Source organism: Cryobacterium sp. W22_MBD10_FK3, assembly GCF_052113745.1.
Classification (GTDB): domain Bacteria; phylum Actinomycetota; class Actinomycetes; order Actinomycetales; family Microbacteriaceae; genus Cryobacterium.
Genome location: NZ_JBGQOH010000001.1, coordinates 368,187 through 390,789, shown reverse-complemented (window position 1 = coordinate 390,789; position 22,603 = coordinate 368,187). Strand labels below are relative to the sequence as shown.

The window sequence follows — 22,603 nt, the reverse complement described above, 5'->3', positions numbered from 1 at the left end:
AGAGAGCAAGGAATACACATGAGCACCCAGGTTCAGGAAACACTCGTACTGGTCAAGCCCGACGGCGTCGCCCGCAACCTCTCCGGCGAGATCCTTCGCCGGATCGAGGCGAAGGGATACTCCCTCGTCGACGTCAAGCTCGTGCAGGCCGAGCGCTCGCTGCTCGCCGAGCACTACGCCGAGCACGCCGGCAAGCCGTTCTTCGAGCCGCTCGTCGAGTTCATGGAGAGCGGTTCGATCCTGGCACTCCGGATCGCCGGCGACCGCGTCATCGAGGGCTTCCGAGCCCTGGCCGGCACCACCGACCCCACCACGGCCGCGCCCGGAACCATCCGCGGCGATCTCGGCCGCGACTGGGGCCTGAAGGTTCAGCAGAACCTCGTGCACGGCTCGGACTCGCCCGAGTCCGCCGCCCGCGAGCTGGCCCTCTGGTTCGCCTAGAACCCACGCAGCGCGCTGACAGAACTGCCCCGGAAACCTCGCGTTTCCGGGGCAGTTCTTGTGGTCGGGGTGCCTCAGAGGCGGTGCAGGAAGTCCATTTGCACCTGGGCAACCGTCGCTGCGACGAGGTAGCAGGCGATGGTGATCACCAAGATCCAGGAGTACGCACCCGCCGCCAGCCGCCGCACCCGGGCCGAGCCGGGCAGGATGCCGGTCTTGAGGTTGTACAGCGTCACGGCGAGGAACACCGGGATCGTCACACTCCAGGTGACCATGCACCAGGGGCACAGCACGTCGAGCACGAAGAAGCTCTGCCCCATCAGCCAGATCACGAAGGCGAGGGCGCCGGTCACGCCGAGGTTCAGGCCCAGCCAGAACCAGCGTGCGAAGCGGGCGCCGGAGAGGATCGCGGCGCCGATGGTGATCACCACGCTCCACGCTGCCACGCCGATCAGCGGGTTGGGGAAGCCGAACACCGCGCCCTGCCAGGAGCCGAGGTTGGTGCTGCACCCCACCAGCACGCTGAAATTGCAGGACAGCTGCGCGGTGGGATCCTGCAGCATCGTGAACTTGTCGAGCGTGAGCGCAAACGCCGCGGCGAAGCCGATCGCCCCCGCGACGATCAGGAAAACAGCAAGGCCGATCGGGGGCTTTTTTGAGGTGGTGAATGGCACATTCGGATTATGCCATGTGTCGCGTACGCGACCCTGGGAATGCGTGCGATAATCGAAACAGTCGTTTGAGCCGCGCTCAAACCGATGCCATAAGGCTTAATGGGCGGCAATAGCCCAGATTCATTGGTCCTAGACCAAAGGTATTCGCAACCAGAGCCAAGAGCCGGTTGCACAACGCAAAGTTGCATAACGCAAGAGGATTCGCGGGGTTTTCGCGTAAGCGAAGGGCTCGCACGAGAGAGTAACCGAGTGGGTGGCGCGGTCACCCACAGCGGTCAAGGAGCGCACCAGTGATGGTGGAAGACAACGAAAACAAGAAGCGCAAGGGCCTGTTCGGCACTCGCAAATCAACCAGGAAGGCGGCACCGGCACAGCACACTGAGCCGATCAGCGAGGCACCGAGCGTGCCTGCCCCTGTCGACGCAGCGATCCTGCCGGAGTCAGTTCCGAACGAGTCCCTGGTGGCCGCCGCGGCGGACCAGCCGGTCGCGTTCCCGGCGCTGCCGACACCTTTCGACGAAACCGTCGAGGTGGTTCGCCGCCCGACGACGTCCCTGATCTTCCAGGCGCCGGCCATTCTGGCCGCCCCGGTGCGGTCGGGTTCACGCCAGCTCGACGACGAGGATGACGACGCCGAAGAGGGCTCCACAGTTCGCCGTCGCGCACGCCGCCGCACCGGCGAGGAGGGTCGCAGCGACGACCCGGCGAACACCGTCGTGCGAGTGCGCACGCCCCGCGAGCCTGAGCTCATCACCGAGCCCCAGCGCATCAAGGGCTCAACCCGCCTGGAGGCCAAGAAGCAGCGCCGCCGCGACGGCCGCGACGCAGGCCGTCGCCGCCCGGTGATCACGGAGGCCGAGTTCCTCGCCCGCCGCGAGTCGGTCGACCGCGCCATGGTCGTGCGCGCCAAGCACAACAAGATCCAGATCGGCGTCCTCGAAGACGGGGTGCTCGTCGAGCACTACGTGGCCAAGAACCAGGATGCCTCGCTCATCGGCAACGTCTACCTCGGCCGGGTGCAGAACGTGTTGCCCAGCATGGAAGCCGCCTTCGTCGACATCGGACGCGGCCGCAACGCCGTGCTCTACTCCGGTGAGGTCGACTGGGACGCCGCCGCGGTGAACTCCCCGGGTGGCAGCCAGACCCGCCGCATCGAGCTGGCCCTGAAGCCCGGCGACAAGGTGCTCGTGCAGGTCACCAAGGACCCGATCGGTCACAAGGGTGCCCGGCTCACCAGCCAGGTCTCCCTGCCCGGCCGCTACCTGGTCTACGTGCCCAACGGCTCCATGAACGGCATCAGCCGCAAGCTGCCCGACACCGAGCGCGCCCGCCTGAAGAAGATCCTCAAGGAGGTCTTGCCCGACAACGTGGGCGTCATCGTGCGCACCGCGGCCGAAGGCGCGACCGACGAACAGCTCACCCTGGACGTCAACCGCCTGACCGCGCAGTGGGCGTCCATCGCCAAGCAGGTCGAGACGGTCTCCGGGCCGGCCCTGCTGCACAGCGAGCCCGACCTGCTGATCAAGATCGTGCGAGACGTCTTCAACGAGGACTTCCACAAGATGGTCATCTCCGGCGACGACGCCCAGGAGGTCATCGAGTCCTACCTGCGTCAGGTGGCTCCCGACCTCGTCGAGCGTGTGCAGCGCTACGAGGGCGAGCGCGACGCGTTCGACGAGTACCGCATCTCCGAGCAGATCGAGAAGGCACTGGACCGCAAGGTCTGGCTGCCGTCGGGCGGTTCGCTGGTCATCGACCGCACCGAGGCGATGACAGTCGTCGACGTGAACACCGGCAAGTTCGTCGGTTCGGGCGGAAACCTCGAAGAAACCGTCACCAAAAACAACCTCGAAGCGGCCGACGAGATCGTGCGCCAGCTGCGCCTGCGCGACATCGGCGGCATCATCGTGGTCGACTTCATCGACATGGTCCTCGAGTCGAACCGCGATCTGGTGCTGCGCCGCCTGGTCGAGTGCCTGAGCCGTGACCGCACCAAGCACCAGGTGGCCGAGGTCACCTCGCTCGGTCTTGTGCAGATGACCCGCAAGAAGCTCGGCCTGGGCCTGCTCGAGTCGTTCAGCGAGAACTGCGAGGCCTGCGCCGGACGTGGAATCGTCATCCACCACGACCCCGTCATCAAGCACCGCCAGACCGCCCAGCCAGCTCAGGAGCGTCGCCCGCGCAGCAAGTCCAACGGCAACGGCGGCGGAGCCTCCGGCCACGACGCCGGCACCTCGCAGCGCGCCAATGGCGGCCAGGGCGGCGGCCAGGCACACGCAACCTCCGCTCCGACGGATGCGGCCAAGGCGAGTCATGGCACGCACGGCATCACCGAGGACGCCAAGCACGCCCTCGCGCTGATCGCCGCCCGCACCATCACCCGCACCCTGACCGGTTCGATCCCCGTGGTCGCGCCGACCGAGCCTGCGGCCGCCCCCGCCGATGCCGACGTCGTTCCCGTAGCCGAGAGCGTCGACGCCGCTCCCGCCGCTCGGTCGACGACCCGCGGCACGCGTTCGGGCGGCCGGTCGGGTGGCCGGAACGGCCAGTCGACCGACACCACGCCGGCAGCCCCGGTCGAGGAGCCGGCCGCCGCATCCGCGGAGACCGTCCCCGAGGCCGCCCAGGCCCAGGTTCAGCAGGCCGCGTCCGCCGCGGACGACTCCACCGAGGGTGTCGCGATTCTCGACATTCCCGTGCAGAAGTCGCCGCGCAGCCGCCGGCCGGTGAGCAAGCAGGTCACCGACCAGCTGCTCGATTCGGTGCTCGATTCGCTGCCGGAGCCCAAGCAGCCCGGCCAGGGCCGCTCGCGCAGCCGGCGCGTCACGACTGCCGGCGGTTCGACCGCAGGTGCGCAGCCGATCGTTGTGCCCACGCAGGACGCCCCGTAACGGTTCCCGACCGTCAACGCACCACAGCGGTGCCGCCCCTCGGGGCGGCACCGCTTTTGTCGTCGGGCGCCTGGCGGGTCCGGCCAGATTCGGTGACCGCGCTCCCAGCGCGGCACCGGTAAGATCGACGGATGCACAGCGATCGGGGGGCCGTGCGTCGCGTGCCTATCGGGCTCATCCTCGGGGTCGTCCTCGTGGCCGGCGCATTTGCGGTCCGCGCGCTGAGTCCGGCCTTCGCCGGCTGGGGGCTCCCGGACCGGGCCCAGGACACCATCACCCTCGCCCTGAGCGTGATCATCGAATCCGCTCCGTTCGTCTTCCTCGGCATCCTGCTCTCCACCGTGGTTCAGGTGTGGCTCCCGCACGGTTTCATCACCCGGTACCTGCCCCGGCAGCCCCTGCTGCGCCGGGGCGCCATTTCCTTGCTGGGCATGTTCTTCCCCGTCTGCGAATGCGGCAACGTGCCGCTCGCCCGCGGGTTCATGGTCGGCGGGTTCACCGTGCCGGAGTCGATCACCTTTCTGCTCGCCGCGCCCATCCTGAACCCGATCACCATCATCACCACCCACCAGGCCTTCGGCTTCAGCGACGGGATCCTCATCACGCGGATCGTGGCGGGGTTCATCATCGCCAACGTGATCGGTTGGCTGTTCAGCCGCCACCCCGACCCTGACCGCCTCCTGACGCGCACCTTCTCGGCCTCCTGCGCGCTGCCGGCTGCCCCAGGTCACGACGGGGCACACGTTGACGGCCACGACGGCGGGCACAGCCACCCGCACGGTCCCCGGCAGGGCCGGATCGAAAAGAGCGTCGACCTGTTCACCCGCGAGACCGCTGTGATCATGCCCGCCCTGTTCATCGGATCGCTGATCGCGGCCCTCACCCAGGTTTTCGTTCCGCGATCGGTGCTGTTGGCGCTCGGCAGTAACCCGGTCTGGTCGGTGCTGGCCATGATGGCCCTGGCCTTCATCGTCGCGGTCTGTTCCAATGTCGATGCCTTCTTCGTGCTGTCGTTCGGCAGCACCTTCATGCCGGGCGGTATCGCCTCCTTCCTCACCTTCGGAGCCATGATCGACGTCAAGATGCTCGCGCTGATGCGCACGACCTTCACCACCCGCACCCTGGTGCAGATCACCGCACTGGTGGCCCTGATGAGCGCCGCCGCCGGCCTGCTGGTGAACTATGTCGCGTAAGCCGATGTTGCCCGACGGCCTGTCCAGCTACCTCGCCGAACGCTGGCGCGGCATCGGTCTGAGCCTGGTGATCGTGGTCGCCACCATCTGGCTCGGCGTGACAGGTCAGCTGGGGCTCTACATCCACCCCCGCTATTTCATCTTCACCACGGTCATGGCCGTGCTCGGGCTCGTGTTCGTGGTGTCCAGCTTCGTGTACCGCACCCCGTCATCCGGCGAGCCGGTGTCGGCCCGGCGGCGGGCGGTGGCGCTGAGCGGCAGCGCCCTGCTGCTGGTCATCGCGGCGGTCACGGTGCTGGCACTGCCGCCGGCCACCCTCACCAGCGCCACAGCCACCCAGCGAGAGGTCAATTCCGGTGGACTGGACGGCGCGGCCGCGGCGGAAGATGCCGCAGCCCTGGTGGGCACCGGCGACTACGAGCGCCTGAGTGTCAAGGAGTGGGTGTCACTCCTGGCCCAGTCCGACGACCCCGCGCTCTACGCCGACAAGACAGCCAACGTCACCGGATTTGTGCTGCCGGATGCCGCGGACCCCGACAACGTCTTCTACGTGGCCCGGTTCGTGGTCACCTGCTGCGCCGTCGACGCCCAGCCGATCGGGGTCCCGGTGTACCAGCCGGGCTGGAAGGCGACCTACGACACCGACGATTGGGTGCAGGTCACGGGCACCTTCGTGAGCAACCCGAGCGCCCGCTCCGCCGACGCCCTCGCCGTGCTGCCCACCACCGTCGAGCCCGTCGACCAGCCGAGCGACCCGTATGTCTACTGACGTGCCGGCAGCGGAGGCGTCCGTCGACGGGGGGAGCCGGCGTTTTCGCCGCACCCTCGCCGCGCTGCTGATCGGGCTGATCGTGCTGTGCCTGGCACTCGTTGCCGTGAACGTGTTCAACGGACCCCGGCTGACCGGTTCTGACGTGGACACGACGGCCGTCGTCACCGCGGCCAACCAGCGGCTGGTGCTCGGCACCAACCAGCAGCTGGCCGAGGTGAGCCGAGACCAGGTCACGGTGAGCCCCGCCAGCGTCGTCGACGTGCAGACCAGGAACGACTCCATCGTGGTCGTCTTCGCCCAGCCGCTGGCCTACGACACGGAGTACACCGTGACCGTGAGCGCCGTCACTGGACCGTTCCCCGACAGGTCGAGCGAGCTGTCCGTCGCATTCCACACCGATGAAGCGCCCCTCTACCTGCTGAGCCGATCGCCGGCCGAGCCGGGGGAGTCGACCAAGGCCGAAGACCGGATTCTGCGCACGACCGTCGGATCACCCGAGACCGACGTCGTATTCAGCGCCCCGTACATCCAGTCGTTCGTGCCGGTGGGCGACGAACTGGTGGTGGCCACGATCAACGACGACCTCACCAGCGCACTGAGCCTGGTCGGCACCGACGGCCGCGCCGGTACCCTCACCGTGCCTGGCGCGGGCACCGTGCACGACCTGCGGGCCTCGTCGTCCTCGAGTGCCGTCGGTTTCCGCTTCAGCAGCGCTCCCGGCGCGGCCGGGAACCAGTACGACAACACCCTTTTCGTGCTCGACCTCACCCGGGGCACTGTCGACTCCGTGGCCGGGCTCGACGGCGAGCCGGTCCAGGCCAGCGCCTGGGGGTTCATGGCCAACCGCCCCGAGATCGTGGCGCAACTCTTCGACACCACCCTGCTCCTGATCGATCCGCGCAGAGACAGCGCGGGTTCCCTGAGCGTGCCCATCCCGATCGGCCAGTTCCCCAACCTCGACGCCTTCGCCCCCGACGGGCTGCGGATCGCCGTTTCCGACCAGGAGAGCCAGTACATCCTGGACCTCTCGACCGGGACCGAGGCGGCGATAGTTCCGCAGGATGTGGCCGGCACCACCCCGTACACCGCCGAGCTGCGCTTTCTCACCGGGGGAGAGGGATACGTGCAGCGGGTCGCCGAATTCGACCAGGCCACCGGCCGTGTGCTGCAGTCGATCATCCTTGTGACAGGCGAGGCGGCCTCGCCGACCAGCCGGGTGCTCTACGAACCTGTGCTGCCCAACGAAACCATCGTCGGGTTCTCGATCTCGCCCAACGACCAGTACCTGGCGATCCAGACCGTGCCGAACAGTCAGACCCAGGTGACGGACGGGTACCCCGTCGACCCCCAGGCCACCACGGCGACGACGGTCTTCGTGGAGGTGAGCACGGGCATCGTCAGTCGAAGCATCGTGGGCATCGACGCCACCTGGTGACGCCCGTGCACTTCGCGTGTCGGAACGACCTCAGTGGCCCCGAGGCCTGGATCGCCGTTCCCTGGCGGTGACGCGCAGACCACTCGCGCGGAGCCTGGTGACCAGCCCGCGAAAGTCCACGGGCTCGGCACCTGCAGCTACCAGAGCGTCGTAGCTCGACTGCGGCACGTCGTAATGGTCCAGATCGAACCCGCGCCGCGGCACACCCTGGGCGGCCGCGAAGGCATGCAATTCTTCGAGCGAGGCGTCGCTCACCAGGTGCGACCAGAGCGTGCCGTGCGCAGGCCAAGCCGGCTGGTCGATCAGTATGCCCATGCTGAAAGTGTAGGGACAATGCCGGCCCTAAGATTGAACCTGGCGGCACCTTCTCACCGAGGGCGCGACACGCCCTCTTGGAATGGTTTGACCGGGGCTACCCGATCAGCTAAAGTCGAGTGTTGGTGTGCGGAGGACTATGTCCACGCGATAGCCAAGGTTTTCTGAAGTGACATGGCCCGACTTGGACTATGTGCACTCGGTAACTTTCCATCATAGGAATCGGAGCCCCCGGGGTTCCCCAGAGATAGGTACGTAAAGTGGTTTACGCAGTTGTGCGCGCCGGTGGGCGGCAGGAGAAGGTAGAGGTCGGGACCATCGTAACGATGGACCGAATCAAGGCTGATAAGGACGGCAACGTCGAGCTGGCCGCCGTGCTTCTCGTCGACGGCGACAAGATCACCTCCGACTCATCGTCACTGGCCAAGGTCAAGGTCACTGCCGAGGTCCTCAACGACCTCCGCGGCCCGAAGATCGTCATCCAGAAGTTCAAGAACAAGACCGGTTACAAGAAGCGTCAGGGGCACCGTCAGGAGCTCACTCGCGTTCAGGTCACCGGCATCGCCTAGGCCCGAGGAGAATAACTAATGGCACACAAAAAAGGTGCGAGTTCCACTCGCAACGGTCGTGACTCCAACGCCCAGCGCCTCGGCGTGAAGCGCTTCGGTGGTCAGGTTGTCGGCGCGGGCGAGATCATCGTCCGCCAGCGCGGCACCCACTTCCACCCCGGCGTCAACGTAGGCCGCGGTGGAGATGACACTCTCTTCGCCCTCGAAGCCGGCTCGGTCGAGTTCGGAGCAAAGGGTGGCCGCAAGGTCGTCAACATCGTGGTGGCAGCCGCTTAGGCTTCCACACAGCTTTTCAGCATGAGGGCGGGCTTCGGCTCGTCCTCATGTTTTTTTATCGCCACCTGAAAGGGGCATTTCCATGGCCACGTTCGTTGACCAAGTCACGCTGCATCTGCGAGCGGGCAACGGAGGAAACGGTTGTGTCTCGGTCAAACGCGAGAAGTTCAAGCCTCTCGCCGGACCCGATGGCGGAAATGGCGGCAACGGTGGCGACATCGTGCTCGTCGCCGACCCGCAGGTGACCACCCTGCTCGCCTTCCACCGTTCACCCCACCGCAGCTCCGCCAACGGCGGACCCGGAATGGGCGACCACCGCAACGGCTACGGCAGTGACGTCATCGAGCTGTCAGTGCCGCTGGGCACTGTGGTCAAGGACGCCGAAGGCAACGAGCTCGCCGACATGACGGAGCCCGGCTACCGCATCGTCGTCGCCCCGGGCGGTCAGGGCGGGCTCGGCAACGCGGCGTTGGCCTCCACCAAGCGCAAGGCCCCCGGTTTCGCGTTGCTGGGCACCTACGGTTTCGAGGGCGATGTCTTCCTGGAACTGAAGACAGTGGCAGATGTCGCGCTCGTCGGTTATCCCTCGGCCGGCAAGTCATCCCTGATCGCCGCCATCTCGGCCGCCAGGCCCAAGATCGCCGATTACCCGTTCACGACCCTGCAGCCCAACCTCGGCGTCGTCGATGCCGGAGAGGTGCGCTACACCGTCGCGGACGTTCCCGGCCTGATCGAAGGTGCCAGCGAGGGCAAGGGTCTCGGACTCGAGTTCCTGCGCCACGTCGAACGGTGCACCGCACTGCTGCACGTCCTGGACTGCGCCACCCTCGACCCCGGACGCGACCCGATCAGCGACCTTGACGTCATTCTCGGTGAGCTCGCCGCGTACCCGGTTCCCGAGGGGCAGACGCCGCTGCTCGAGCGTCCCCAGCTGATCGCGCTGAACAAGATCGACGTGCCGGAGGGCCGCGAACTCGCCGCGTTCGTGAAGGCCGAGCTTGAAGACCGCGGCTACCGCGTCTTCGAGATCTCCACTGTCAGTCACGAAGGACTGCGTCAGCTGAACTTCGCCCTGGCCGAAACCGTCGAGGCCGGCCGGTTGTCGAGTGCCGAAGCCGCAGCGCTCAAGCCGCGGATCGTCATCCGCCCCAAGCCCGTCGACGACAGCGGTTTCATCGTGCGCGTCGAGGGCGGGTCGTTCGGTAACATCTTCCGCATCCTGGGCGCCAAGCCCGAACGCTGGGTGCAGCAGACCGACTTCAAGAACGACGAAGCCGTCGGCTTCCTCGCCGACCGGCTGGCCAAGCTGGGTACCGAGGACGAGCTGTTCAAGGCCGGTGCGGTCGCCGGCTCGACCGTCGTCATCGGACCGGGCGACGGCATGATCTTCGACTGGGAGCCCACGCTCACCTCCACCGCCGAGTTGATCACCGCCCCGCGCGGCACCGACAGCCGGATGGACGACTCCAAGCGTCGCACCAGCAACGAGCGTCGTGAGGAATACCTCAAGCGCATGGACGCGAAGTCCGCCGCGCGTGCGGAACTCATCCGCGAGCGGGAGGCCGGCATGTGGTCGACCGGTGAAGAGGAATTCAACGCCGGAGAAGGCGTTGTCACCGAGAACAACGCCGCCCGCCGGCGCGTCAAGGAGGGCGACTCCGAGTGACCGAGGGGGGCGGGACCGACGGCGGCCGTACCGACCGGCTCGGCACGGGCGCCGTGCGGCGCCGGCTGCAGCGCAGCGACGTCGCCACGGCGGCTCGCATCGTCGTGAAGGTTGGATCGTCGTCGATCAGCGGTGCCAACGTCGGCCAGATCGCGCCGCTCGTCGACGCGCTGGCCTCGGCACACGGCCGCGGGGCCGAGGTGGTCCTGGTGTCCTCGGGTGCGATCGCCACCGGGATGCCCTACCTGCAGCTCGATGAGCGCCCCACCGACCTCGCGACCCAACAGGCCGCGGCCTCGGTCGGTCAGAACCTGCTGATCTTCCGATACCAGGACAGCCTGGACCGGTACGACATCATCGCCGGCCAGGTGCTCCTCACCGCCGGAGACCTCGACAACGCGTCTCCGCGCAGCAACGCCCAACGCGCCATGGAACGCCTGTTGGGCCTGCGCATCCTGCCGATCGTGAACGAGAACGACACCGTGGCCACCCACGAGATCCGGTTTGGCGACAACGACAGGCTCGCCGCCCTGGTCGCCACCCTGGTGAAGGCCGATCTGCTCGTTCTGCTCAGCGATGTGGATGCGCTCTACACCCGGCCCCCGCACCTGCCTGGTGCGGAGGCGATCGACCACGTCGCTCTGGGCGACACCCTGCCGGGGGTGGAGTTCGGCTCCTCCCTGTCCGGAGTCGGCACCGGGGGCGCCGGCACCAAGGTGTCGGCCGCCCGCATCGCCGCCGAGGCCGGAACAGCGGTCCTGGTGACGTCAACGGCGCTGGTCGCCGAGGCTCTGAGGGGCGAGCTGATCGGTACCTGGTTCGAGCCGGCCGACCCGGCGGCCGTGAGGCGCACTGCCGTAAACTGACGGCATGTCAGAGACCCTTCCCGCCACCACCCTGCCGGCTTCTCTCCCGCACAGCTCAGGAACCCTGGCGGCGGGGGAGGCCGAGGCGTTCGCGGCGCTGCTGGCCGACGCCCGCACGGCGTCGCTGGCCCTGGCGGCCGCACCGACACAGGTGAAGAACCGGGCCCTGCGCGGACTCTCCGAAGGCCTGAGGGCGAATATTCCCGAGATCGTCGCGGCGAATGCGCTCGATCTGGCCGCCGGCGCCGAAAACGGCCTCAATGCCGGCCTCCTGGACCGGCTGACCCTCGACGCCGCGCGCATCCGCTCGCTGGCCGACGCCGTCGACGAGATCGAACAACTCACCGACCCGGTCGGCCAGGTGGTGCGCGGCAGCAGCCTGCCCAACGGGGTCAAGATCAGCCAGGTCCGGGTGCCGTTCGGTGTCGTCGGCGTCATCTACGAGGCGCGTCCCAACGTGACGGTCGACATCGCAGCGCTGGCGCTCAAGAGCGGCAACGCCGCGGTGTTGCGCGGCGGTTCAGCCGCCGAGAATTCCAACCGGGTCCTGGTCGCCCTGATCCAGCGCGCGCTGGTGGGCGCCGGCCTGCCGGGGGAGTGCGCGCAGACCATCGATCCGTTCGGACGGGCGGGCGCGACGGCCCTGATGCAGGCCCGCGGACACGTCGATGTGCTCATCCCGCGCGGCAGCGCCGGACTGATCCAGGCCGTCGTGACGGAATCGACGGTGCCGGTGATCGAGACCGGTGCCGGTGTCGTGCATATCTTCCTGGATGCCTCCGCAAACGAGGCGTGGGCCGCAGACATCGTGCACAACGCCAAGGTGCAGCGGCCCAGCGTCTGCAACGCGGTCGAGACCGTGCTCGTGCACGAGCAGGCCGCCGACAGGGTGCTGCCCGGGGTGCTTGCCAAGCTGGCAGAGTCCGGGGTCACCATCCACGGTGACGCCGCCGTTCGGGCGCTGTACCCCGCGGCGGTGCCGGCGACCGAGGAGGACTGGGCGACCGAGTACATGAGTCTCGACCTGGCGGTGGCCGTGGTCGCCGACCTCGATGCCGCCATCCGGCATATCAGGCGGTACTCCACCGGTCACACCGAATCGATCATCACCAACGACATCGTGAATGCGGAGCGTTTCCTCAACGAGGTCGACTCCGCGGCCGTGATGGTCAATGCATCGACCCGGTTCACCGACGGTGGCGAGTTCGGTTTCGGCGCGGAGGTGGGCATCTCGACCCAGAAGTTGCACGCGCGAGGACCGATGGGCCTGCCCGAGCTCACCAGTACGAAGTGGATCGTGCGCGGAACCGGCCAGATCCGCAGCTAGCGCCCGTGCCGCTCGCCTGCCCGGGCAGGTGCTCCCACTAGACTGGTCGCGGTACCGCTACCGCCCGCCCTCGCCGGCGAAGAAGTATTCCTGAACGGAGACCCCATGTTGTTCGTGACCGCTGTCCTTGCCGAGGTCGAGCACACCCAGCTGCCCGTCGCGACCTGGGTCTACGGCCTCGTTGCCCTCATCGTCTTCGCTGCCCTCGGGTTCGTGGTGTGGAGCTTCCGGGACGTGGCGAACCGCCACAGCGCCAAGGCCAACGCGTACGCCGCCGCTCACGGTGGCGCTGCCAGCCACGGCGGCCACTGACAATCGGCGCACCGTGACCCGGAACCGCCCCCGCATCGGAGTGATGGGCGGCACCTTCGACCCCATTCATCATGGGCACCTCGTGGCAGCCAGCGAGGTGGCGCAGAGCTTTGACCTGGACGAAGTCATCTTTGTGCCCACCGGCCAGCCCTGGCAGAAGGCCGACGTCACTGTGGCGGAGCACCGCTACCTGATGACAGTCATCGCGACGGCGTCCAATCCACGATTCACGGTCAGTCGTGTGGACATCGACCGCACCGGTCCCACCTTCACCATCGACACTCTCCGTGACCTGCACGCCGAACGTCCGGATGCCGAACTGTTCTTCATCACCGGCGCCGACGCCATCACTCAGATCCTGGGCTGGAAAGACGTCGCCGAACTGTGGAAGCTGGCCCATTTTGTGGCTGTGAGTCGCCCGGGACACGACCTGAGCATTTCTGGATTGCCAAACCAGGACGTAAGCTTGCTAGAGGTTCCGGCTCTGGCGATCTCGTCTACTGACTGCCGGGCGCGCGTGAACCGGGGATTCCCGGTCTGGTACTTGGTCCCCGACGGGGTAGTCCAGTACATCTCAAAGCACCATCTGTATCGGAGTGTGGCATGACGTTGGGTAATAGCCCGCAGCCACTGACGCGACGGCAGTTGCGCGAGTTGGCCAGGGAGCACGAGCCGGCCGCTGCTGAGCCTGGTTCCGAAGAGACGCCGCCCGCGAAGCCGTCCTCCGCGAAGCCGACAGTCGCTGAGCCGACCGCGACCCCCGCCGAGCCCCACCACTCACGGCACACGTCACCGCCGGTTGAACGACCGGTGGACGAGTCCGGGGCGATTGCGCCCCAGGCATCCGCGGCGTCCGCGCCGGGCCGGTCCGCCCAGGCGCCCGCCCCCCTGCCCATTCCCGAGCCGCCAGTTCTGGTCGACTCCGGTCGCACCTTGAGCCGCCGCGAGATGCGCGCGCTGCAGGCAGCGTCCTCCGCCAGCGCCGACGACGCCGCTGGGGCCTCCGACCACGCTCCCGTTGTTCCTGCCCCGGTGGCCGCGCCACGCACCGCCTCCGGGGAAGACGTGCAGCCTCCCGAGGCGCCGGCAGCAGTCGATGGCCTGCACCCGCCGATCGGTCACTGGTCGGTGGACAGGGAAGACGACAGTCACATTGAGACCATCGGACGCCGGGACGACCAGACCTTCGACGACCTCGTGGGTCGCGGCGTCGGCGCCGGTGGCATTCCCACCACCACCAACGCTCTGATCCTGCCGTCAATTCCTCGTCAGGGTCCTGGCGGACCGATCACGAGCACCGGCGAGATCATGATCACCGGCTCCATCGATCTGCCCCGCAGCCTCGGCGCCACCGGCCAGCACCCGAACCTCTTCGATTCGTCGGAGATGGACCGCATGCTCGACCAGCTCGATGAGGGCGGTCATCACAACGACGTGGCACCGGTCAGCGCGAGCCGTGCGGTGAGCACTCACACGTCCACCAGGGGCGTGATGACACCGCCCCGCAAGCGTGGCGCGTCCCTGCCGACAGTTCTCGCGATCACCGCCGCGGTGCTCGCTATCGGCGTGCTGGCCCTCTTCGTCGTCGGCTACGCCTTCAATATCTACTAATGCCATCCTTTTCGCTTTTACTAACTCAGGGATTCAATCGATGACCGCTTCTGCCCACGCTCTCGAGCTCCTCAAGGTGGCTGCCGCCGCCGCCGACTCGAAAGCGGGGGAGGACCTCGTTGCCATCGACGTCTCCAACCCGTTGCCGTTGGCCGACATCTTCCTCATCGTCACCGGACGCTCAGAGCGCAACGTCGTCGCCATCGCCGGCGAGATCGAAGACAAGCTGATCGAGGCCGGCTACAAGCCGCTCCGTCGTGAGGGCCGCGCCGAAGGGCGTTGGGTCCTGGTGGACTTCGGCGACCTCGTCGTGCATGTCTTCCACGAGGAAGAGCGGGTGTACTACTCGCTGGAACGCCTGTGGAAGGACTGCCCGGTAATCCCGATCGATCTGGCCAGTGCACGTGCCCTCGACGACGCCGATGATGCTGCCGAGAAGAGCTCCGATGTCGAATCCAGCGTGGAAATTGACGCCGCGGAGTAGCGTTTGGTTCACGAGCACTCCAAACATGTAGTAACCTAATGAAGTTGTTTCGGAGGAATTCGAAACAAAGTCTGGGTCCGTGGCGCAGCTGGTAGCGCACCTGCATGGCATGCAGGGGGTCAGGGGTTCGAATCCCCTCGGATCCACCAAAACAAAGAAAAACCCCCGATGACAATCGTCATCGGGGGTTTTTTAGTGCCCCTGTGGTCCTTGCCCGATGCTGAGCCAGGCGTCCGGGCCGGCATCCCGCGATCCGGCGGTACCGCGGGCGCCCGAAGGCCCGGCATCCTTCATGGCCTGCAGTTGGCGCTCCACCTGCGCAGATGTCGCGCCGCCGGCCAGCTGTCGTTCCAGGTCGGCATCCGGTGGAGCCGTGAGGTCGTTGAGCGTGCCGCTGGCGAGAAGATCGTCGGTGGCCGCGGCTCGGGCCTGCATCTGAGCGATGCGGTCCTTGGCCCGGTCCAGGTTGAGACCCACGTCGCTCATCTGAGACCCGAGACCGGCAGCGGCCTCGTTTGCCCGCACCTGGGCCTCGGAGGCGGCATAACTGGCCTTGATGGTCTCCTTTTCGGTGCGAAACGCGGTGACCCGTTCGGCCAGGCGACGTTCGTTGTCCTGCAGCTGCGCCTGCTGCCTCGCGAGGGTCGAGTACTGGTCGCGGAGGGAGACAACCTGGCCCTCGAGCAGGGAGCGGCGTTCCAGCGCGGTCCTGGCCAGGTCTTCCCTGCCCTGGTTCAACGCCTCCTGGGCCTGGTCCGCCAGCCTCTTGTGGCGGGCGCCCATCTCCTGGCCCTGCAGTTCGATCCGTTTCTTGGCGGTCGCCACATCGGCCAAGCCCACCCGAACGTCCTGCAACATCCGCACAAGTTGTTCGTAGCTGTCGTCCAGCGTCTCTCTCGGATCTTCCAGCCTGTCCAGGGTTCGGGAGGCCTTGCTGCGGAAGATGACGCGCAGCCGTGAGCTGAACGTCATGATGTGCTCCCTCGGCCGAGCCTGGGCAGTGCTGACGCCGAGTCCGACATGTTGAGGTCGTGCAGCGCCGCGACGCCGGCGTCGACCGCCGCGATCTCCCGATCGACGTCGTCCTGGAGCGCCGTGAGCGAGTCATCGGTTCGCGCGCCGAGGCCGGCTGCGACGACACCACGGATCCGCTTCACCAACCCGGAAATCTGATCGACGCGGCGGCCGGCCTGAGGCAGAGCCTCGGCGAGGACCACCGGATCCCTCTCGCTGGACAGCAGGATCAACTGCGCCTGAACCGCGCTGCTCTCCTCCAGGACGCGACGAAACAGTCGCTGGAGGTCGCCGTGCGGTCCCTGGCTGCGGCCGGCCAGGGCGACGGCTTCCTGGCCGCTGACCAGGGTTTGACGCAGCCGCAACCGTAGCCGCATAACGTCGTGCTGCGGGCCGATGGTGAGGCCGGTGCGCGCGCGCAACACGGCGTCGTTCAGCGCCCGGCTGCGACGAACCCGCCTGTACAGCAATCGCGTGATGACGACGACGCTCACCACGGACAGCGCCATGATCACCATGAGAGCAATCAGGATTTCAGCGAGAACACTCATTCCGCACCCCCGTCAGTAGCCGTCGTGACCGGTGCAATCAAAAGGAAGTGCCGGGCCATGTGTCCACCTCTGTTCAATCCATCGACGGCGCCGTCACTGTCGACGGCACGCTCTACCGGGCAAAATACGCTCATTACCGTGGAGTTGTCAGGGAATGCGCTGTCATTCTCTGAGCGCGCGCGAGCACACCGTGGATCTGTCGACACTGGACGCCGGCCACCGCCTCTGCCTCTACGATGGGGAGGTGAATGAGACCCTGCCCCCGTGCCCGGAATGCTCCAGCGATCTGACCTACGAGATGGGGTCGCTGTTGGTCTGCCCGTTGTGCGCGCACGAGTGGACGGCCGAGACCGCCTCCGCCGACGAACCGGCCGCTGAGGCCGTTATCACCGACGCGTTCGGCAGTGTTCTGGCCGATGGGGACTCCGTGACCATCGTCAAGGGACTGAAAGTCAAGGGTGGGTCGAACGTGATCAAGGTCGGCACCAAGGTGCGCGACATCCGTCTGCGTCAGGGCGTGGGCGATCACGACATCGAGGCGCGCATCGAAGGCGTCACCACCCAGCTCAAGTCCAGCGTCGTCAAGAAGGCCTGACCCCCTCTTCGCGGTGGCCCCCGTTCCGGGGGTGCTGGATTACACTCCCGGTATGAACGAGCAGGTGCCGTACACGGTGGTGCGGGCGTTTCCACACTTCGACGTTCGGCGCTACCCGGAGTGCGTGCTCGTGCAGGTGCACGTGGATGCCGCGCTCACCCGCGCAGCCGCCGTCGGACTCCGCCCGCTGCACGGGTACCTCGCCGGGGGGAATCGGGCAGCGACGACCTTCCCGCACACGGCACCTGTGCTGCAGGTGCCGGTGCCGTCCTCCGGGCACCTGGTGAGTCTGGTCCTGGCCGTCGGCACCGATCCGGCCGCGCTTCCGCAGCCGTTGGACGACGCTGTGCGGATCCGGGCCATTCCGTCTCACGAGGCGGCGGTGCTCCGATTCGGTGGGTGGACCACGACGCGGTTCCTCGATCGCGGCAGGCGACTTCTCGACGAAGTGCGGGCGTCCAGACTCGAGCCGCTCGGCGGACTGTACTTCGCACGCTTCGACTCGCCCTGGACACCCCGCATCCGCAGCCGCAACGAGGCCCTCGTGCGCGTCACCTCGGCGTGAGAGCCTCGGCGCGCGCTAAACGAACGATAATTGCACGGTGCCCCCATTTGACTCTGAATCAGTCCCCGGTGTCGTCGTCCCCGGCGTATCCGGCCCTGATACAGCTCAGGCCCTACCCGTTCGGTGTCCCTGCCTGAGCGGAAACAGCTACGCCCACTGCTGCCAGCGGCTGCACCTCGGCGACGCCAGGGCAGCCACAGCCGAACAGCTGATGCGCTCACGCTATGCGGCCTTCGCCGTCGGCGATGCCGGCTACCTGTTGCACAGCTGGCACCCGCGAACCCGGCCGGCCACACTGGAACTCGACGCATCGGTGACGTGGCTGCGCCTGGACATCGACCGCACCGTGCACGGCGGTCTGCTCGACACCGTCGGGATCGTGGAGTTCACGGCCCACTCAAGCCAGGACGGCCGACGCCTGCAACAGCACGAGATCAGCCGCTTCGAGAAGGTGTCAGGGACCTGGCTCTACGTCGACGCGGTGAACTGAGCGAGCGGGTCAGCCGAAGGTCTCGTCGAGGGCGGCCGCGAGGTCGCCGATCAGGTCCTCGGCGTCCTCCAGGCCCACCGAGAAGCGGAGGTGGCCGAGTCGCTGGAATTCCTCGGGGTAGTAGGCCGCCCTGGGGCCGGTGCCCGACACGTGCACGATGAGGCTCTCGTCGTGGCCGAGGGAGACCGCGGAGGTGATCACTCGCAGAGCGGCGACGAACCGATTCTGAGTCGCAGGGTCACCGGCCAGCGCGAAGGCGAGCATCCCGCCGAAACCCTGCCGGAACTGCCGCAGGGCAACCTGGTGCTGGGGATGCTCGGGCAGGCCCGGATACGCCACGAAGGCGACCCGGGGGTCGGCGGCGAGGAACTCCGCGACCCGCTGGGCAGTGTCGGTGTGTTGGCGCAACCGGAGCGGCAGGGTGACCGAGCCGCGCATGATCAACCAGGCATTGAACGGACTGATCACCCCGCCAACGTCGACCATGGCTTCTGACTTGATGCGCTGGATCAATTCCCGCGAGCCGATGACCGCGCCGCCCATGGCGTCACCGTGGCCGTTGATGTACTTGGTGAGCGAGTGCACCACCAGGTCGGCCCCGAGGTCGAGCGGACGCAGCACCGGTGGCGGGGTGAAGGTGGAGTCCACCGACAGGAGCACGCCGGCAGCTCTCGTGATGGCCGCGATGGCGGCGACATCGGTCACCCTGGTGGTGGGGTTGGCGATCGCCTCGACGTGCACCAGGCGGGTCTCCGGCCGGATCGCCGCCGCCACCGCGCCCGGGTCGCTGGTGTCCACGAAGGTCGCCAGGATGCCGAATTTGTCGGGCAGCAGTTCCCTGAAGAGCTTGAAGGTGGCCTCGTACGCCACATCGGACACCACGACGTGGTCACCCGTGCGCAGGAACGTGAAGAACACCGCGTGGAGGGCAGCGACCCCGCTGGCGAGGGCGACGGCGTCGTCGCCGTGCTCGAGCAGGGCGAGTTTCTCCTGCAGTCCGAGCTGGTTGACGCCGCTGTTTCGGGTGTAGAGGGGTACGTCGGTTCCGGACCAGCTGATCGAGGACGGGTCTTCCGGCAGGGCGTACGAGTTCGCCATCACGATCGGGGTGCGCACGGCGCCGGTTCCCGGATCGATGTGATTGCCGGCGTGCACGGCCTGGCTGAACTCGGCGAGGGACTCTGGTACCTGCTTGTCTGGGCGAACCGTCATGGGCCCAGCGTAACGAGTGGCTCACAGGCCGGCACCGGTGTGACGGTTCGCGACAGCGGCGGGCGACGACGGCTGGAATCGAGGGGCGGAAACGTCCGCTGCAGAAACGAATGGGAAACTAGGACCATGACCGCAACACTCGTCGCCAAGGCCCTCGCCGGCGGCTACGCCCACCGCACCCTGTTCGATTCCCTTGACCTCACGGTGGCACCCGGCGACGTCGTCGGGATCGTCGGTGTGAACGGTGCGGGCAAGTCGACCCTGCTCCGCCTGCTCGCGGGGCTCGACGAACCGCAGGGCGGCACCGTTGCCCTGTCGCCGGCGGATGCGTTCGTGGGCTGGTTGCCGCAGGAACACGAGCGGGTGCCCGGCGAGACCGTGGCGGCGTACATCGGCCGACGCACCGGCTGCGCCGAGGCGACCAGTGCGATGGACGCCGCGGCAGCCGCCCTGGCCGAGCCTGCCGTGCCCGGCGAAGCGGACCCGGCCGATGTCTACTCTGTCGCCCTCGACCGCTGGTTGGCCAGCGGCGCGGCCGACCTGGATGACAGGCTTCCCGCTGTGCTGCACGACCTCGGGCTCACCCTCGACGCCGATGTGGCCGCGGATGCGCTGATGACCTCGCTCTCCGGCGGCCAGGCCGCCAGGGTCGGCCTGGCCGCGCTGTTGCTGTCGAGGTTCGACATCGTGCTGCTCGACGAGCCCACCAACGACCTCGACCTCGACGGCCTCGAACGCCTGGAAGCCTTCGTCACGGGCCTCCGCGGCGGCGCTGTGCTGGTCAGTCACGACCGGGAATTCCTGGCCCGCTCGGTTACCCGGATCCTCGAACTCGACCTCGCCCAGGGCGCCAACCGCGTGTTCGGCGGCGGCTACGAGTCGTACCTCGAGGAACGCGAGACGGCCAGGCGACAGAAGCGCGCCGCATACGACGAATTCGCCGACAAGAAGGCCGATCTGGTCGGCCGGGCCCGCACCCAACGGGAATGGTCCAGCCAGGGCGTGCGAAACGCCATGAAGAAGTCTCCGGACAACGACAAGATCCGGCGCAAGGCGTCCGCGGAGTCCAGCGAGAAGCAGGCGCAGAAGGTGCGCCAGATGGAGAGCCGGATCGCTCGGCTCGACGAGGTGGACGAACCCCGCAAGGAATGGCAGCTCGAGTTCACCATTGGAACGGCACCCCGCTCGAGCACCGTGGTTTCGATCCTCAACGAGGCCGTCATCGAACAGGGCGACTTCGTCTTCGGTCCGGTCTCCCTGCAGGTCAATGCGGGGGAGCGCATCGGCATCACCGGAGCCAACGGTGCGGGCAAGACCACGTTGCTGCGAGCACTGCTGGGTCGCCGGACCCCCGATGCCGGAACGGCGAGCCTGGGCGCGAGCGTGGCCATCGGCGAGATCGACCAGGCCAGGGCCAGCGTCACCGGCGACAGGTCCCTGCTAGCCATCTTCGAGGACCGCCTGCCCGAGGCCTCCGCGGGCGAGATCCGCACCCTCCTGGCCAAGTTCGGCCTCGCCGCCGACCACGTCAACCGGCCCGCCGACGCCCTGTCGCCCGGGGAACGCACCCGCGCGGGCCTGGCCCTGTTGCAGGCGGCCGGGGTCAATCTGCTGGTGCTCGACGAGCCCACCAACCACCTCGACCTCGCCGCGATCGAGCAGCTCGAGGTGGCGCTCGAGTCCTACACGGGCACCCTGCTGCTGGTCACTCACGACCGGCGGATGCTCTCCACCGTGCGACTGGACAGGCACTGGTCTGTCGATGCCGGCCGGGTCACCGAGAGCACGACGGGCGTTGCCGTGCGCAACTGAAGGTGGTGTCATAGACGCGGACGGCGCCGTGGCAGGGGGCAGGCCGGCGCCGGATATTCGTCGTCGATCCGTTGGAGGTAGCCCGATGAACTCCCAGCCTGACCGCACCACCGATTCCACCCACCGTTCCCTGCTCTCCCAGCTGCGCACCAGAATCTCCGGTGAGTTGATCGATCGTTCCGACCCGCGTTATGACGACGCCAGGCGGGTGTGGAACGGCATGATCGACCGGCGCCCGATCGCCGTCGTGCGGGCGGGGTCGGCTGCGGACATTGCCCCGACCCTTGCTCTGGCCGCCACGCAGGGCCTGCCCATAGCGGTGCGCGGTGGCGGCCACAACGTCGCAGGCAACGGCACCGTCGACGACGGGATCGTGCTCGACCTCTCCGGACTGCATGACGTTCAGGTCGATCCGGCCCGCCGCACCGTGCAGGTCCAGGCCGGTGCCACTCTCGCCCACCTCGACGCCGCCACCGCGCCGTACAACCTGGCCGTTCCGGTCGGCGTCGTCTCCGGCACCGGTATCGCCGGGCTCACCCTCGGAGGCGGGGTCGGCTGGTTGACCAGGGCGCACGGACTCACCGTTGACAACCTCATCGCTGCGGAGGTCGTCACCGTCGCCGGCGACACTGTTCAGGCCAGCGAGACCGAGAACCCCGAGCTGTTCTGGGGCCTCCGCGGCGGCGGTGGCAACTTCGGGGTGGTCACGTCGTTCACGTTCAGGGCGCATCCGCTACCGGAACGGCCGTTCACCGGCAATTTCCTCTATGCCAGGGACCGTTGGGCGCAGGCCTTGGCCTCCTACGAGGCGTGGAGCAGGGACGTTCCGGACGAACTCACCTCTATCCTCACGATCCTGGTGCCGCCGGCCGGCATGCAACTCGGCACCGATCCACTGCTGATGCTGGGCTTCGCCTGGGCAGCCACCGACACGGCGCGGGCCGAAGAGCTCGTCGACCGGATGCGTCGCGCCGCGCCACCCACGATCGAGGCCGTCGAACCGGTCAGTTGGAGCGCCTGGCAGTCCTCCGTCGACGCGTTCTTCCCGAAGGGATCGCGGGGGTACTGGAAGAACACCTCCTTCGACAGGCTGGACGACGAGGTCAGGGCGGTGCTGGCGCGCCGGGGCGCCGAACAGTCCTGGGTCGGTACCGGCTTCGACATCCACCACCTGGGTGGCGCATACGCGCGCGTCGCGGAGGACGCCACACCATTCCCGAGTCGAGCGGCCCGGTTCTGGCTGAACATCTACGGTTTCTGGGCCGATCCGGCCGAGGACGCGGCCCGGATGGCCTTCATCCGGGCGTTCGGCGCGGAGATGGAGCCGCTGGGCACCGGCGGCACCTACCTGAACTTCCTCGGCGAGGAACGAGACGCCGACGCGGCGGCCCCGGTCCGACCTGTGTACTCGGAGGCGAAACTGCACAGGCTGGCCACGCTCAAACGCGCCTACGATCCGCAGAATATCCTGAGGCGCAATCACAACGTCCTGCCCGCCGCGGCCTCCGACGACACCGAGTGACGGCATCCGG

At 67.6% G+C, this 22,603-nt stretch carries 24 protein-coding genes and 1 tRNA gene; 20 read left to right on the top strand and 5 right to left on the bottom strand.

Going from position 1 to position 22,603, the window contains the following annotated elements; all coding sequences use genetic code 11:
* Nucleotides 1-18 precede the first annotated feature (18 nt).
* Nucleotides 19-441 carry a nucleoside-diphosphate kinase gene (ndk, locus tag ACEN2M_RS01825; RefSeq protein ID WP_441646401.1) on the top strand — a complete coding sequence of 141 codons (423 nt, stop codon included), beginning with the start codon at nucleotides 19-21 and terminating at the stop codon, nucleotides 439-441.
* 74 nt (nucleotides 442-515) lie between these two features.
* Here ndk and ACEN2M_RS01820 read toward each other — a convergent pair whose 3' ends face one another.
* Nucleotides 516-1,115 carry a vitamin K epoxide reductase family protein gene (locus ACEN2M_RS01820; RefSeq protein ID WP_441646400.1) on the bottom strand — a complete coding sequence of 200 codons (600 nt, stop codon included), beginning with the start codon at nucleotides 1,113-1,115 and terminating at the stop codon, nucleotides 516-518.
* A gap of 293 nt (nucleotides 1,116-1,408) precedes the next feature.
* Between ACEN2M_RS01820 and ACEN2M_RS01815 the strand changes: the two genes are divergently transcribed.
* The 4 genes from ACEN2M_RS01815 to ACEN2M_RS01800 all read left to right on the top strand — a co-directional run bounded on the left by ACEN2M_RS01815 (nucleotide 1,409) and on the right by ACEN2M_RS01800 (nucleotide 7,406).
* Complete coding sequence (locus ACEN2M_RS01815) at nucleotides 1,409-4,006, top strand: Rne/Rng family ribonuclease (protein ID WP_441646620.1); 2,598 nt, start codon at nucleotides 1,409-1,411, stop codon at nucleotides 4,004-4,006.
* Nucleotides 4,007-4,137: 131 nt separating this feature from the next.
* Nucleotides 4,138-5,199 (top strand): permease, encoded by a 1,062-nt coding sequence (locus tag ACEN2M_RS01810; protein WP_441646399.1) that lies wholly within the window; start codon nucleotides 4,138-4,140, stop codon nucleotides 5,197-5,199.
* Nucleotides 5,189-5,968 carry a TIGR03943 family putative permease subunit gene (locus ACEN2M_RS01805; protein WP_441646398.1) on the top strand — a complete coding sequence of 260 codons (780 nt, stop codon included), beginning with the start codon at nucleotides 5,189-5,191 and terminating at the stop codon, nucleotides 5,966-5,968. Before ACEN2M_RS01810 ends, ACEN2M_RS01805 begins: the two co-directional genes overlap by 11 nt.
* The gene (locus ACEN2M_RS01800; RefSeq protein ID WP_441646397.1) at nucleotides 5,958-7,406 is read left to right on the top strand and encodes a hypothetical protein; all 1,449 of its coding nucleotides are present in this window, start codon (nucleotides 5,958-5,960) and stop codon (nucleotides 7,404-7,406) included. The genes ACEN2M_RS01805 and ACEN2M_RS01800 overlap by 11 nt, the downstream gene beginning before the upstream one ends.
* 30 nt (nucleotides 7,407-7,436) lie before the next feature.
* Here the strand turns inward: ACEN2M_RS01800 and ACEN2M_RS01795 are convergent, their stop codons facing one another.
* Nucleotides 7,437-7,721 carry a DUF4031 domain-containing protein gene (locus ACEN2M_RS01795; protein ID WP_441646396.1) on the bottom strand — a complete coding sequence of 95 codons (285 nt, stop codon included), beginning with the start codon at nucleotides 7,719-7,721 and terminating at the stop codon, nucleotides 7,437-7,439.
* Nucleotides 7,722-7,981: 260 nt separating this feature from the next.
* Here ACEN2M_RS01795 and rplU point away from each other — a divergent pair, with 260 nt between their 5' ends.
* The 10 genes from rplU to ACEN2M_RS01745 all read left to right on the top strand — a co-directional run bounded on the left by rplU (nucleotide 7,982) and on the right by ACEN2M_RS01745 (nucleotide 14,981).
* Complete coding sequence (rplU, locus tag ACEN2M_RS01790; RefSeq protein WP_110127466.1) at nucleotides 7,982-8,290, top strand: 50S ribosomal protein L21; 309 nt, start codon at nucleotides 7,982-7,984, stop codon at nucleotides 8,288-8,290.
* 18 nt (nucleotides 8,291-8,308) lie between these two features.
* The gene (gene rpmA, locus ACEN2M_RS01785; RefSeq protein ID WP_066595878.1) at nucleotides 8,309-8,566 is read left to right on the top strand and encodes a 50S ribosomal protein L27; all 258 of its coding nucleotides are present in this window, start codon (nucleotides 8,309-8,311) and stop codon (nucleotides 8,564-8,566) included.
* Nucleotides 8,567-8,648: 82 nt separating this feature from the next.
* Nucleotides 8,649-10,232 carry a GTPase ObgE gene (gene obgE, locus ACEN2M_RS01780; protein WP_441646395.1) on the top strand — a complete coding sequence of 528 codons (1,584 nt, stop codon included), beginning with the start codon at nucleotides 8,649-8,651 and terminating at the stop codon, nucleotides 10,230-10,232.
* Between the two features lie 65 nt (nucleotides 10,233-10,297).
* A complete protein-coding gene (gene proB, locus ACEN2M_RS01775; protein WP_441646619.1) occupies nucleotides 10,298-11,098 on the top strand; it encodes a glutamate 5-kinase in 801 nt (266 codons plus the stop codon).
* Between the two features lie 4 nt (nucleotides 11,099-11,102).
* Nucleotides 11,103-12,425, top strand: coding sequence for a glutamate-5-semialdehyde dehydrogenase (locus tag ACEN2M_RS01770; protein WP_441646394.1), 1,323 nt, complete (start codon nucleotides 11,103-11,105; stop codon nucleotides 12,423-12,425).
* 105 nt (nucleotides 12,426-12,530) lie between these two features.
* Nucleotides 12,531-12,737 (top strand): hypothetical protein, encoded by a 207-nt coding sequence (locus ACEN2M_RS01765; RefSeq protein ID WP_134454837.1) that lies wholly within the window; start codon nucleotides 12,531-12,533, stop codon nucleotides 12,735-12,737.
* 43 nt (nucleotides 12,738-12,780) lie between these two features.
* Complete coding sequence (gene nadD / locus ACEN2M_RS01760) at nucleotides 12,781-13,344, top strand: nicotinate-nucleotide adenylyltransferase (RefSeq protein WP_441646618.1); 564 nt, start codon at nucleotides 12,781-12,783, stop codon at nucleotides 13,342-13,344.
* Nucleotides 13,341-14,348, top strand: coding sequence for a hypothetical protein (locus ACEN2M_RS01755; RefSeq protein ID WP_441646393.1), 1,008 nt, complete (start codon nucleotides 13,341-13,343; stop codon nucleotides 14,346-14,348). The genes nadD and ACEN2M_RS01755 overlap by 4 nt, the downstream gene beginning before the upstream one ends.
* Before the next feature lie 40 nt (nucleotides 14,349-14,388).
* Nucleotides 14,389-14,832 (top strand): ribosome silencing factor, encoded by a 444-nt coding sequence (rsfS, locus tag ACEN2M_RS01750; protein ID WP_441646392.1) that lies wholly within the window; start codon nucleotides 14,389-14,391, stop codon nucleotides 14,830-14,832.
* A gap of 73 nt (nucleotides 14,833-14,905) precedes the next feature.
* Nucleotides 14,906-14,981: transfer RNA gene (locus tag ACEN2M_RS01745), tRNA-Ala, on the top strand.
* Nucleotides 14,982-15,024: 43 nt separating this feature from the next.
* Here the strand turns inward: ACEN2M_RS01745 and ACEN2M_RS01740 are convergent.
* Together ACEN2M_RS01740 and ACEN2M_RS01735 are read right to left on the bottom strand one after the other, a co-directional pair.
* Nucleotides 15,025-15,804 (bottom strand): PspA/IM30 family protein, encoded by a 780-nt coding sequence (locus ACEN2M_RS01740; RefSeq protein ID WP_441646391.1) that lies wholly within the window; start codon nucleotides 15,802-15,804, stop codon nucleotides 15,025-15,027.
* A complete protein-coding gene (locus tag ACEN2M_RS01735) occupies nucleotides 15,801-16,397 on the bottom strand; it encodes a hypothetical protein (protein ID WP_441646390.1) in 597 nt (198 codons plus the stop codon). The genes ACEN2M_RS01740 and ACEN2M_RS01735 overlap by 4 nt, the downstream gene beginning before the upstream one ends.
* Nucleotides 16,398-16,641: 244 nt before the next feature.
* Here ACEN2M_RS01735 and ACEN2M_RS01730 point away from each other — a divergent pair, with 244 nt between their 5' ends.
* Genes ACEN2M_RS01730 through ACEN2M_RS01720 form a run of 3 tightly spaced genes read left to right on the top strand, consistent with a single transcriptional unit; the run spans nucleotide 16,642 to nucleotide 18,047 of the window.
* A complete protein-coding gene (locus ACEN2M_RS01730) occupies nucleotides 16,642-16,992 on the top strand; it encodes a zinc ribbon domain-containing protein YjdM (protein WP_441646389.1) in 351 nt (116 codons plus the stop codon).
* A 52-nt stretch (nucleotides 16,993-17,044) separates the two neighbouring features.
* Nucleotides 17,045-17,557: an SOUL family heme-binding protein gene (locus ACEN2M_RS01725; RefSeq protein WP_441646388.1), complete on the top strand. Its 513-nt coding sequence runs from the start codon at nucleotides 17,045-17,047 to the stop codon at nucleotides 17,555-17,557.
* 37 nt (nucleotides 17,558-17,594) lie between these two features.
* Entirely contained in the window at nucleotides 17,595-18,047 is a 453-nt protein-coding gene (locus ACEN2M_RS01720) for a YchJ family protein (protein WP_441646387.1), read from the top strand.
* A gap of 9 nt (nucleotides 18,048-18,056) precedes the next feature.
* Here the strand turns inward: ACEN2M_RS01720 and ACEN2M_RS01715 are convergent, their stop codons facing one another.
* Nucleotides 18,057-19,259: a trans-sulfuration enzyme family protein gene (locus ACEN2M_RS01715; protein ID WP_441646386.1), complete on the bottom strand. Its 1,203-nt coding sequence runs from the start codon at nucleotides 19,257-19,259 to the stop codon at nucleotides 18,057-18,059.
* 126 nt (nucleotides 19,260-19,385) lie between these two features.
* Between ACEN2M_RS01715 and ACEN2M_RS01710 the strand changes: the two genes are divergently transcribed.
* Together ACEN2M_RS01710 and ACEN2M_RS01705 are read left to right on the top strand one after the other, a co-directional pair.
* Nucleotides 19,386-21,071, top strand: coding sequence for an ABC-F family ATP-binding cassette domain-containing protein (locus ACEN2M_RS01710; RefSeq protein WP_441646385.1), 1,686 nt, complete (start codon nucleotides 19,386-19,388; stop codon nucleotides 21,069-21,071).
* Nucleotides 21,072-21,156: 85 nt separating this feature from the next.
* Nucleotides 21,157-22,593, top strand: coding sequence for an FAD-binding oxidoreductase (locus ACEN2M_RS01705; protein ID WP_441646384.1), 1,437 nt, complete (start codon nucleotides 21,157-21,159; stop codon nucleotides 22,591-22,593).
* Nucleotides 22,594-22,603 lie beyond the last annotated feature (10 nt).

Excerpts from the sequence above, each read along its gene's own strand:
- ndk (WP_441646401.1), top strand. The coding sequence starts at position 19 with ATGAGCACCCAGGTTCAGGAAACACTCGTACTGGTCAAGCCCGACGGC.
- ACEN2M_RS01815 (WP_441646620.1), top strand. The coding sequence starts at position 1,409 with ATGGTGGAAGACAACGAAAACAAGAAGCGCAAGGGCCTGTTCGGCACT.
- ACEN2M_RS01810 (WP_441646399.1), top strand. The coding sequence starts at position 4,138 with ATGCACAGCGATCGGGGGGCCGTGCGTCGCGTGCCTATCGGGCTCATC.
- ACEN2M_RS01805 (WP_441646398.1), top strand. The coding sequence starts at position 5,189 with ATGTCGCGTAAGCCGATGTTGCCCGACGGCCTGTCCAGCTACCTCGCC.
- ACEN2M_RS01800 (WP_441646397.1), top strand. The coding sequence starts at position 5,958 with ATGTCTACTGACGTGCCGGCAGCGGAGGCGTCCGTCGACGGGGGGAGC.
- ACEN2M_RS01795 (WP_441646396.1), bottom strand. The coding sequence starts at position 7,721 with ATGGGCATACTGATCGACCAGCCGGCTTGGCCTGCGCACGGCACGCTC.
- rpmA (WP_066595878.1), top strand. The coding sequence starts at position 8,309 with ATGGCACACAAAAAAGGTGCGAGTTCCACTCGCAACGGTCGTGACTCC.
- obgE (WP_441646395.1), top strand. The coding sequence starts at position 8,649 with ATGGCCACGTTCGTTGACCAAGTCACGCTGCATCTGCGAGCGGGCAAC.
- ACEN2M_RS01770 (WP_441646394.1), top strand. The coding sequence starts at position 11,103 with ATGTCAGAGACCCTTCCCGCCACCACCCTGCCGGCTTCTCTCCCGCAC.
- ACEN2M_RS01765 (WP_134454837.1), top strand. The coding sequence starts at position 12,531 with ATGTTGTTCGTGACCGCTGTCCTTGCCGAGGTCGAGCACACCCAGCTG.
- nadD (WP_441646618.1), top strand. The coding sequence starts at position 12,781 with ATGGGCGGCACCTTCGACCCCATTCATCATGGGCACCTCGTGGCAGCC.
- ACEN2M_RS01755 (WP_441646393.1), top strand. The coding sequence starts at position 13,341 with ATGACGTTGGGTAATAGCCCGCAGCCACTGACGCGACGGCAGTTGCGC.
- rsfS (WP_441646392.1), top strand. The coding sequence starts at position 14,389 with ATGACCGCTTCTGCCCACGCTCTCGAGCTCCTCAAGGTGGCTGCCGCC.
- ACEN2M_RS01740 (WP_441646391.1), bottom strand. The coding sequence starts at position 15,804 with ATGACGTTCAGCTCACGGCTGCGCGTCATCTTCCGCAGCAAGGCCTCC.
- ACEN2M_RS01735 (WP_441646390.1), bottom strand. The coding sequence starts at position 16,397 with ATGAGTGTTCTCGCTGAAATCCTGATTGCTCTCATGGTGATCATGGCG.
- ACEN2M_RS01725 (WP_441646388.1), top strand. The coding sequence starts at position 17,045 with ATGAACGAGCAGGTGCCGTACACGGTGGTGCGGGCGTTTCCACACTTC.
- ACEN2M_RS01715 (WP_441646386.1), bottom strand. The coding sequence starts at position 19,259 with ATGACGGTTCGCCCAGACAAGCAGGTACCAGAGTCCCTCGCCGAGTTC.
- ACEN2M_RS01710 (WP_441646385.1), top strand. The coding sequence starts at position 19,386 with ATGACCGCAACACTCGTCGCCAAGGCCCTCGCCGGCGGCTACGCCCAC.
- ACEN2M_RS01705 (WP_441646384.1), top strand. The coding sequence starts at position 21,157 with ATGAACTCCCAGCCTGACCGCACCACCGATTCCACCCACCGTTCCCTG.